Source organism: Succinivibrio dextrinosolvens DSM 3072 (genome assembly GCF_900167015.1).
GTDB lineage: Bacteria > Pseudomonadota > Gammaproteobacteria > Enterobacterales > Succinivibrionaceae > Succinivibrio > Succinivibrio dextrinosolvens.
This window is the reverse complement of record NZ_FUXX01000063.1, coordinates 1-9,407: the sequence shown is the minus strand read 5'-3', so window position 1 is coordinate 9,407 and position 9,407 is coordinate 1. Positions and strand designations below refer to the sequence as shown.

General features: G+C 40.0%; 8 protein-coding genes, 1 tRNA gene and 1 rRNA gene. 7 read left to right on the top strand and 3 right to left on the bottom strand.

What is annotated here, in order from left to right; genetic code table 11:
- The first annotated feature begins 111 nt into the window (after nt 1-111).
- Nucleotides 112-227: ribosomal RNA gene (gene rrf, locus B5D46_RS11300) — 5S ribosomal RNA — on the top strand.
- A gap of 12 nt (nt 228-239) precedes the next feature.
- A tRNA-Asp gene (locus tag B5D46_RS11295) sits at nt 240-316 on the top strand.
- 52 nt (nt 317-368) lie between these two features.
- Here B5D46_RS11295 and B5D46_RS11290 read toward each other — a convergent pair.
- Nucleotides 369-1,163 (bottom strand): substrate-binding periplasmic protein, encoded by a 795-nt coding sequence (locus tag B5D46_RS11290; RefSeq protein ID WP_078929540.1) that lies wholly within the window; start codon nt 1,161-1,163, stop codon nt 369-371.
- Nucleotides 1,164-1,389: 226 nt separating this feature from the next.
- Nucleotides 1,390-2,085: an aspartate/glutamate racemase family protein gene (locus tag B5D46_RS11285; RefSeq protein ID WP_078929539.1), complete on the bottom strand. Its 696-nt coding sequence runs from the start codon at nt 2,083-2,085 to the stop codon at nt 1,390-1,392.
- 450 nt (nt 2,086-2,535) lie between these two features.
- Between B5D46_RS11285 and B5D46_RS11280 the strand changes: the two genes are divergently transcribed.
- A complete protein-coding gene (locus tag B5D46_RS11280; protein WP_159443109.1) occupies nt 2,536-3,228 on the top strand; it encodes a lysozyme inhibitor LprI family protein in 693 nt (230 codons plus the stop codon).
- Between the two features lie 95 nt (nt 3,229-3,323).
- On the opposite strand, the gene B5D46_RS11275 is transcribed toward B5D46_RS11280, so the two are convergent.
- Entirely contained in the window at nt 3,324-4,121 is a 798-nt protein-coding gene (locus B5D46_RS11275; RefSeq protein WP_078929537.1) for a basic amino acid ABC transporter substrate-binding protein, read from the bottom strand.
- Nucleotides 4,122-4,570: 449 nt separating this feature from the next.
- On the opposite strand from B5D46_RS11275, the gene aspS reads away from it, so the two are divergent.
- The 4 genes from aspS to B5D46_RS12500 form a co-directional block, all read left to right on the top strand.
- On the top strand, nt 4,571-6,334 hold the full coding sequence (gene aspS / locus B5D46_RS11270; RefSeq protein ID WP_078929541.1) for an aspartate--tRNA ligase: 1,764 nt from the start codon (nt 4,571-4,573) through the stop codon (nt 6,332-6,334).
- A 26-nt stretch (nt 6,335-6,360) separates the two neighbouring features.
- The gene (locus tag B5D46_RS11265; RefSeq protein ID WP_078929536.1) at nt 6,361-7,119 is read left to right on the top strand and encodes a YebC/PmpR family DNA-binding transcriptional regulator; all 759 of its coding nucleotides are present in this window, start codon (nt 6,361-6,363) and stop codon (nt 7,117-7,119) included.
- A 123-nt stretch (nt 7,120-7,242) separates the two neighbouring features.
- Nucleotides 7,243-9,201 (top strand): RNA polymerase sigma factor RpoD, encoded by a 1,959-nt coding sequence (gene rpoD, locus B5D46_RS11260; RefSeq protein ID WP_078929535.1) that lies wholly within the window; start codon nt 7,243-7,245, stop codon nt 9,199-9,201.
- A 65-nt stretch (nt 9,202-9,266) separates the two neighbouring features.
- On the top strand, nt 9,267-9,407 hold a 141-nt coding region (locus B5D46_RS12500; RefSeq protein WP_143675676.1), incomplete at its 3' end, for a DUF5131 family protein.

The following is a 9,407-nucleotide window of genomic DNA, read 5'->3' as shown; positions in this document are numbered from 1 at the left end:
AGTACTAATGCTCTGAACGTCTTGACCATACAACCCCGGAAGGCATCTGGAGTACGCAAGACTAGTGAAGTTTGAAATCAGTGAAAGTTTTTTAAGTTAAAACCCAATTCGCCTGGCGGCCATAGTGCTGTAGAACCACCTGTTCCCATTCCGAACACAGAAGTGAAATGCAGTAACGCCGATGGTAGTGCAACGTACGTTTGTGTGAGAGTAGGTCACCACCAGGCACCCTATAATGCGGAGCGGTAGTTCAGCCGGTTAGAATGCCTGCCTGTCACGCAGGAGGTCGCGGGTTCGATTCCCGTCCGTTCCGCCATTTTTTACATAAACCCAGTCCTTAGTGACTGGGTTTTGTGTTTCTATAGTCTCTAAATCTTTTTGACCTGATATTTCGATGAGAACCATTTCTCATGGATCCTGTTTAATTCACCTGTCTGAATTAAATGTTCTATAGCTTTGTTTATTCTTTCCTTTAAATACCTCTTGTTGGCATTCATTGCTATCTTGTAGATATGGTCGTATTCATATGCATTGTATATAGGCTTAACTTCCATTTTATTAAGTCTATGTTTTGTTCTATAGTATTCGTTACTTGATTTGGTATCGACTACTACATCACATTGATTCTTATATATAGCATCTACTGCATTTTTAGATCCGTTATAGATTTTTATTACTGTTCCGTCAAAATGGGATCTTACATAATCTAATATATATGGCTTATTTGGTAAGCAGATCTTTGTTCCTTTACCAAATCCTTTTTCTGTATATGATATTTCTCTGTCAATTTTTTTTAGTATTGTCAGATTATTAAAATAATATGGATTAGTATAGATAATATCTGGTCTGATATTTTTATCGTTGCCACTATCCATAGGAGCAATTACAACATCCACAAGTCTCCTTTTTAGATCTTTTTCTAGGGCAGTGAAGGGGATAATTCTAAACTCAATTTTATAGTTCAGTGCTCTTGCTATAGCGCTTATAACATCAATGTTATAACCGCTAAGTTCTCCTTGACTGCTGGTAATGCTGAATGGAGCGCAATAACCGTCCACTCCTACATGAAGAGTGTTGTTTTTTGCTCTTATAAAGGATATGGCTGTTGCTGTGAACAGTATTACATACATTATGATGATGATGTTTATTGTACGTTTTCTCAATTCACATATACTCTCTTGTTATGTTTTATGTTTAATCTTAGATTAATGAAATCCTAAGAGCATAGAGATTGGACTCTTAATGTGACAGATGTTCTGTATGATTTCTGAATAATGAGAATTAGATTGTAATTAGAAAAAAATGAGGTGAGGATGAGCTTTTATACTTTGTTTAAATTTTTCCCGGCATATAATGCCGAGAATAAGCATAAGAGCGTACAAAAGGCGTCTAATTGTCAGAAAGAGCGTATGATACAGCTTCCTCTGCATGAATAACAGTTGTATCGAATACAGGTAGAACGCTGTCTTTTTCTCCTATAAGCATACCAATCTCAGTACATCCGAGAATAACTCCTTGAGCACCTTTATCTTTCATAGAAGAAATAATTCTCTGGTATTCCTTTCTGGATTCTTCTTTTATGTTTCCTAAACACAGTTCGTTGAAGATAACATTGTCCACGATTTCAAGATCTTTCTCTTCTGGAATAATCACCTCAAGACCGGCTTTTGCAAGTCTCTGTTTGATGAAGTCTTCTGTCATGGTGAATCTGGTACCAAGAAGTCCGATTTTTGTTAGATTATTTCTCTTAATTCGTGCTGCAGTTGCATCAGATATATGCAGAATAGGAATGCTAATCTGTTTTTCAATCTGAGGTACGAGCTTGTGCATGGTATTGGTTGCAATCACAATGAAATCTGCACCACCTGCCTCTAGAGTTTTTGCTGCCTTAGTAAGAATCTGAGCATTTCCTTCCCAGTTACCTTTTGACATATTATCTTCAAGTTCGGCAAAATCCACGTTGTACATAAGAATCTTTGAGCAGTGGAATCCACCAAGCTTTTTGGCAGTGCAGCTGTTTAAAATCTGGTAGTAGGTGATTGTGCTCTCCCAGCTCATACCTCCTATCAGTCCTATTGTTTTCATTATTTACTCCTATTGTTATATGTTGGACTAGATCTGAATCTGTTTTAGAAATAAGGAATCCATGTCGTATTAACATTCTGAAAGTACAGGGATTTCTTGGTAGATAAACAGATAGATAAACTGCGTTCACTCATTATATTGATGTCTTTTCCTATCATATTGAAAACATATAGTTGTGACAATCTGTGCACCAAAGCTGACTACCTCTAATAGCATGGAGGCGAAAAATAAAATTGAGCTGAATCAAAGAAATGACCTAATGTTTTCAGGTATTTCAACCTGATGTAGTATTATTCTCAATATCAGTTACCCATCAATTTTGATGTTCTTCACAAAAAAAATCAGGTTAACAACCCAAAATTGTGTGAACCTCTCCTCATCCAAAATATCGATTTAAAACTATTATCAAAAATACCCCTTTTGTAATTTTACAAAATATGAGGTATGAGTATGTCTGGAAAAAATCTATTGCTTGGCACTGTGATAGCCTTCAGCTCCATATTTATAAACAGTTCATATGCTGAAGAAGAAGCTTATGATAATGAATATTTTGTAGCTCAGCTCAAAAGTCAGATTCAGGAAGAGGAAGATAAGGTTAAAAAACTGAAGTCTCTTTTGGATAATTATCAGAAAGGGCTTGTTGATGAAAAAAAGATAGCTGAGCTTCAGGCTCAGATCTTTGCTGGAAAAAATCCAGCTAAATTGAAATTCTATGTAAAGAGCCTGTTTGGTCAGGATTACAAGGATGGGACTACCAACATTATTGTTCCTGTTGGTTATCGTCTTGAGTCTGATCCAAGAGAAGGTCTGTTCCTTAGAAACTGTGTTACAGACTCTCGCTCAATGGCTGAGGCTGCCGCTTGTGCCAATACGCTTGAGAAGATGGTTAATGAGGAACTGGACACAACATATAATAATCTTAAGACTCATTGCAAAGAAAAAGGCTGTGAGGATGATCTGTTTAACATGCAGAACGCCTGGAATACCTATAGGGAAAACAGTTACAGATTCATGGATTCATTTGTAGGAAAGAGTGCTATTCAGGCTAATAACGGAATGCAGAAGGATTTTTGGAATGAGGAGATTATCAAGCAGCTGAAGGTTTTAAAGAATATCAATTCCTTTTTGGAATACGAAAAATAAAACAGATGTCTTATAAAATGTTAGTTAAAAGAAAATTGAGTGGATTTGATAGAAAAACACCCTAGTTTCAAGCTAGGGTGTGAGAGATTTGGAATCTATTCTTCTTTTAGTGAATCTAGAATATTGTGACCGAACCAGTTTTTGCTTACCTTCTCGAATACTCCGTTTTCTTCGATTTCCTTTAAGCCCTGGTTAATCTCTTTTAGTAATTTCTCGTTACCTTTCTGTACGGCAATACCATAGTATTCCTTGTTGATATGCTGAGTAATCTCAACAGATGTGAATTTGCCTGATGTGTCTCTTGCAAGGAAGAAGTCATTTACAGGCTTATCGTGAACAGCAGCAACACAGCTGTCATTGCCTAATTCAATATAGGTCTCAGGAGGTGCATTGAAAATCTTCAGGTGTGATTTAGGAAGATACTTCTGAGCGAAGTTTGTTCCAGTAGCAGCAAGCTGAGTACATAAGGTCTTACCGTTCAGCTTTTCATATGAATCATATTTCTTAAGATTCTTCTTATTGATTACATAGCTCATACCGCAAAGGTAGTAAGGATCAGAGAAGTCGACCTTCTTGGCCCGTTCCTCGGTGATAGTAAAGCCAGAGATAATCAGATCAATGTTTCCAACCATCAGAGATGGAAGCAGACCATCAAACTGCATTACATTGATATTAACTTCGTAACCTAAGTGTTTACCAAGCTCTTTTATCAGATCAATATCAAAACCGGTGATATTGCCTTCATCATTTATATATGTGAAAGGAGCAAATGCACCTTCACAACCTACATTTAATACTTTTTTCTGGTTAGCTGATTCCTGGGCAGCAATGCTAGAGAATGACATAACGCCAATGCAAGCTGCAAAAACGATTTTCTTAAGAGCTCTGATCATAAAATAAACCTCCTTAGGCTCGCCTCATTTTAGCATATTTTTGTTTTTTTTATTTGGGCGATTGTATTGCGTTGGAATGGTGCAAATATTGTTAAGCAGATTTCATAAAAAAGAGCTTTTAACTGAATAATGCCGAATTTCTGATTTAAATGCGCAAGTTGAGAAATATTTGCTGTTTAATATGCTGACAAATGGCATATTAAAGCCGTTTAACCATTATTTCAGATCCTGAAAATGTTGATTAGCTCTCATTTATTTCGTATAATGTTGAAATTTTGAAATAATGTTATTTTGCGCGATCTGTTCATGTTTTATGTTCAAATCTCTCTGAGATAGGACATGAATTAAAGGCTGTTTCGTAATAAAGATTCAGCGTTTGTATAATGGAGAGATCTGCCATTTTTTAAGTCTATGCCTATAGATAAAGAGGCTAATATATTTTTATGTCAATGCGTTCAATTTACTGTGGTAATGTAAATCTTAGCGCCAAAGATACTCAGGTTACACTATGTGGCTGGGTTAACCGTAGACGCGATTTAGGTGGTTTAATTTTTATCGATCTTCGTGATCGTACCGGTATCGTTCAGGTTGTTTTCGAGCCTGACAATCAGCAGTTACATGAAGTTGCTTCAACTTTAAGAAATGAGTTCTGTATCTGCGTTAAGGGTACTGTTAAGGCACGTCCTGCAGATCAGATAAATTCTAAGATGGCAACTGGTGAGATTGAAGTTTATGCCAGTGAGCTTAAGATCTTCAACAAGTCTGCAGCTCTTCCTCTAGACTTCAACCAGGAGAACACTGAAGAGCAGCGTTTACGTTACAGATACTTAGACCTACGCCGTCCACAGATGGTTAACATGTTAACCACCCGTGCAAAGATTACTCATTTTGTTCGTCAGTTCATGGATTCACATGGTTTCCTTGATATTGAAACCCCTATGCTGACAAAGGCAACTCCAGAAGGTGCACGTGACTATTTAGTTCCATCTCGTGTTCACCATGGTAAATTCTACGCTTTACCTCAGTCACCTCAGCTGTTCAAGCAGCTGCTGATGATTGCTGGTTATGACAGATATTATCAGATTGTTAAGTGCTTCAGAGATGAAGATCTTCGTGCTGACAGACAGCCTGAGTTTACTCAGATCGATGTTGAGACATCATTCATGACCTCTCAGGACGTAAGAGACATCATGGAAGAAATGATTGTTTCTCTGTTCAAGAACATGAAGAATGTAGATTTAGGCAAGCTTCCTGTAATGACATGGGAAGAGGCTATGGATCGTTTCGGTTCTGACAAGCCAGATTTAAGAATTGACTTTGAATTAAAGCTTGTTGATGAAGCTGTTAAGAATTCAGAGTTCAAAGTTCTATCAGAGCCTGCATGTGATGATAAGTCACGTGTTATTGCTTTTGCACTTCCAGGCGGTGCTGCTCTAACCCGTCGTCAGATTGATGATTACACTGACTACGTTAAGAAGATGGGCGGCTCAGGTCTTCTATACATCAAGGTTAACGAGATTGCCAAGGGTGCTGAAGGCTTAAAGGCTTCTTTCGGTAAGCACGTTACCGAGAAGGAATTAACCGATTTAGTTGCTTTATCAGGTGCTAAAGACGGTGATATGGTATTCATCGGCTGCGGTCCAAGAGTTAAGACTGCAACTGCAATGGGTGCTCTACGTCTTAAGACTGCAAAGGATGCAAATCTTGTTGCAGACGGTTATAAGGCACTATGGGTTGTTGACTTCCCAATGTTCGAAATGACTGATGAAGCTGGTTTAACTGCAATGCACCACCCATTCACTGCTCCAAAGGATGTAACTCCTGAGCAGCTGATTGCTGATCCTATGTCAGTATATGCTGATGCATACGATCTTGTAATCAATGGTTATGAGTCAGGTGGTGGTTCTGTTCGTATCTACGATCAGAACATGCAGAACGCTGTATTTACTGTTTTAGGTATTTCTAAGGAAGAGGCTCGCGAGAAGTTCGGATTCCTGTTAGACGCTCTGTCATTCGGTGCACCTCCACATGCTGGTCTTGCATTCGGTCTAGACCGTGTAACTATGCTGATTGCTGGCACTGACAATATTCGTGACGTAATCGCATTCCCTAAGACAACCGCAGCTGCATGTTTAATGACAGATGCACCTAATTTTGCAAGTAGCGATGCATTAAATGAGCTAGCTATTGCTGTAACCGATATCGAAAAATAACGCTAAGCGTGAAGTAGGAGAAAAAAATGTCAGGACATTCCAAGTGGGCCAATATTCGTTTCCGTAAGGCAGCACAGGATGCTAAGCGTGGTAAGATTTTTACAAAGCTGATTCGTGAAATCACAACTGCTGCTCGTATGGGCGGCGGTGACGAGTCAAGCAACCCTCGTTTACGTTCTGCAGTTGTTGCTGCTTTAGCACAGAACATGACTCGTGACACCATCAAGCGTGCAATCGAGCGTGGTGTTGGCGGCGGTGATGGTGTTGATTTAGAGAACATCACCTACGAAGGTTATGGTGTTGGCGGTGCAGCAGTTATGGTTGAGTGCATGACTGATAACCACAATCGTACAGCTTCTGATGTAAGACATGCTTTCACCAAGTTTGGCGGCAACTTAGGTACTTCAGGTTCTGTTGGTTACCTGTTCACCAAGAAGGGTGTTATCAGCTTTGCTGAGGATGAAGACGGTAAGATGCCTGTCGATGAAGAGAAGGCAATGGAAATCGGTCTTGAGGCTGGTGCTGATGATATCGTTACCAACGATGACGGTTCAATCGATGTTTACACCGCTCCAGAAGCTTTCGCTGATGTTGTAGAAGCTTTCGAAGCTGCTTCAATCAAGCCAACAAATGCTGAAGTTTCAATGGTACCATCAACTGAGGCTCAGTTAGATGCTGAAACCGCAGTTAAGTTCATGCGTATGATCGACGCTATGGAAGATCTTGATGATGTCCAGAATGTTTATCACAACGCATCACTACCTGATGATCTAGAGCTAGAATAAAAAAATTGCGAATTTCTTTGCATTTTAAGCTTTTCTAGCCTATAAATATTAAGTCGGGATGGGCAAGGGTAACCTTACCCATTTCGTGTCATATGACTACAGCTCCTAGGACTACTAAGATAAATGGATAATAATTCTGCAAGTACTGAGTTCAAACAACTTATTGCAAAGGGTAAAGAACAAGGTTACTTAACAATTGATGAAATCAATGATTTAATTCCACCTGATATTATTAGTGGCGATCAGCTTTCAGTTTTCATTCAGACTTTTGTTGACATGGGGATCACTGTATGTGAGACCCCTCCTGAGGCGGACGACATTCTTCTGAATGGCAATTCCCAGACAGACTCTGAAGACGTTGAAATTGTAGCAAATCAGCTGGACAGTTCTGTTGATATTGGCAGAACTACTGATCCAGTTCGTATGTATATGCGTGAGATGGGTAACGTATCACTGCTTACCCGTAAAGACGAAATCGAGATCTCAAAGAGAATCGAGAAAGGTACCAATGAAGTTCAGGTTTGTCTTGTAGAGTATCCTCAGGCAATGGAAGAACTGTTTGCCCGTTATGAGCAGACAATGGATCCTATGTCTGAAATCAAGATTGGCGATATTATCAATGGCTTTGCTGACGGTGCACCTTCTCAGGATGACTCTGATGTTCTAGAAGACATTGATGAAACCGCAGAGGCTGAGCTGGATAAGGAGCTTGAAGCTCTGGATGAGGCCGATGGTGATATTGATATCGAAGATACTCCATCAAAGAAGAGCACTAAGAAATCCAAGAAGAAAGCTCAGGTTTCAGATGACTCAGATGACGATGATGATATGGATGATTCAGACGATGGTGCTGATTCTCCAAATGATTCAGGTCCTGATCCAGAAGAGACCCGCAAGAGATTTACCGAACTTAGAGTGCAGTTTGACAAGGTAACTGCTGCTCGTCAGAAGTCAATGACTGACAAGAAGTATCAGAAGGAACTTGAAAAGCTGATTGAAATCTTCCAGTGCTTCAAGATTGTTCCTTCTCAGCTTGAGTCATTACTTCGCAAGATGCATGACACTATGGACAGTGTTAAGCGTCAGGACAGAAGAATCAGAGAAATCGCAGTTGGCCGTTGTGGAATGAAGATTGACGAGCTCAAGAAGTTCTATAACGAAAACGAGAATGTTGCCGACATGGGCTGGTTCGAGAAAGCCTGCAAGGTTAAGAAGGCTTCTCACGCTAAGTTCAAAGAGTATGAGGCTGATGTTCAGAAGTGTGTAAACGTACTTCGTGAAATCGAAGAGAGTTCTGGTATTTCAATTACCCGTCTGCGTGATCTTGCAAGACGAGTAATGAAGGGTGACGCTCTGGCTAAGAAAGCTAAGAAAGACATGGTTGAGGCTAACCTTCGTCTAGTTATTTCTATTGCCAAGAAGTACACTAACAGAGGTTTACAGTTCCTTGATCTGATTCAGGAAGGAAACATCGGTCTGATGAAGGCTGTTGATAAGTTTGAGTACCGTCGTGGTTACAAGTTCTCAACCTATGCAACATGGTGGATTAGACAGGCTATTACCAGATCTATTGCTGATCAGGCCCGTACCATCCGTATCCCTGTTCACATGATTGAGACCATCAACAAGCTGAACCGTATTTCAAGACAGATGCTTCAGGAGAAGGGCAGAGAACCAACTCCAGAAGAGCTATCTGTAAAGATGGGCTTACCTGAGGAGAAGATCCGTAAGGTAATGAAGATTGCCAAGGAGCCTATTTCTCTTGAAACTCCAGTTGGTGATGATGACGATTCACATTTAGGCGATTTCATTGAGGACAGCTCAATTGTTGTACCAGCAGAGGCTGCAACATCTGAGAGTCTGAAGAACGCAATTAACGGTGTTCTTGATGAGATGCCTCCTCGTGAAGCTCAGGTTCTGCGTATGCGTTTCGGTATCGGTATGCCATCTGACCACACTCTTGAGGAGGTTGGTCGTCAGTTCGGTGTTACCCGTGAGCGTATCCGTCAGATTGAGGCTAAGGCCTTAAGAAAACTGCGTCATCCTTGCAGATCACAGGGCCTACGCGGCTTCTTAGATTAAAATCTTTTAATCCCCGGTTATCCGGGGATTATTGTTTCTAAATTCTCCTCCTTGAGGTATCTGTTTTGCACGATATCTGGAATCCATGGCACGGCTGCATAAAAATCTCTGAAGGCTGTAAGAACTGCTACATGTTTTGGTTCATCCGTGAATCTGTGGAAAGCCCTGATTTGAATATAATAAAATTCATCAGGGCTTTCTTCTAT

Bases quoted from the DNA above. Each gene is read 5' to 3' on its own strand.
- B5D46_RS11275 (WP_078929537.1), bottom strand. From the start codon at position 4,121: ATGATCAGAGCTCTTAAGAAAATCGTTTTTGCAGCTTGCATTGGCGTT.
- rpoD (WP_078929535.1), top strand. From the start codon at position 7,243: ATGGATAATAATTCTGCAAGTACTGAGTTCAAACAACTTATTGCAAAG.
- B5D46_RS11265 (WP_078929536.1), top strand. From the start codon at position 6,361: ATGTCAGGACATTCCAAGTGGGCCAATATTCGTTTCCGTAAGGCAGCA.
- aspS (WP_078929541.1), top strand. From the start codon at position 4,571: ATGCGTTCAATTTACTGTGGTAATGTAAATCTTAGCGCCAAAGATACT.
- B5D46_RS11285 (WP_078929539.1), bottom strand. From the start codon at position 2,085: ATGAAAACAATAGGACTGATAGGAGGTATGAGCTGGGAGAGCACAATC.
- B5D46_RS11280 (WP_159443109.1), top strand. From the start codon at position 2,536: ATGTCTGGAAAAAATCTATTGCTTGGCACTGTGATAGCCTTCAGCTCC.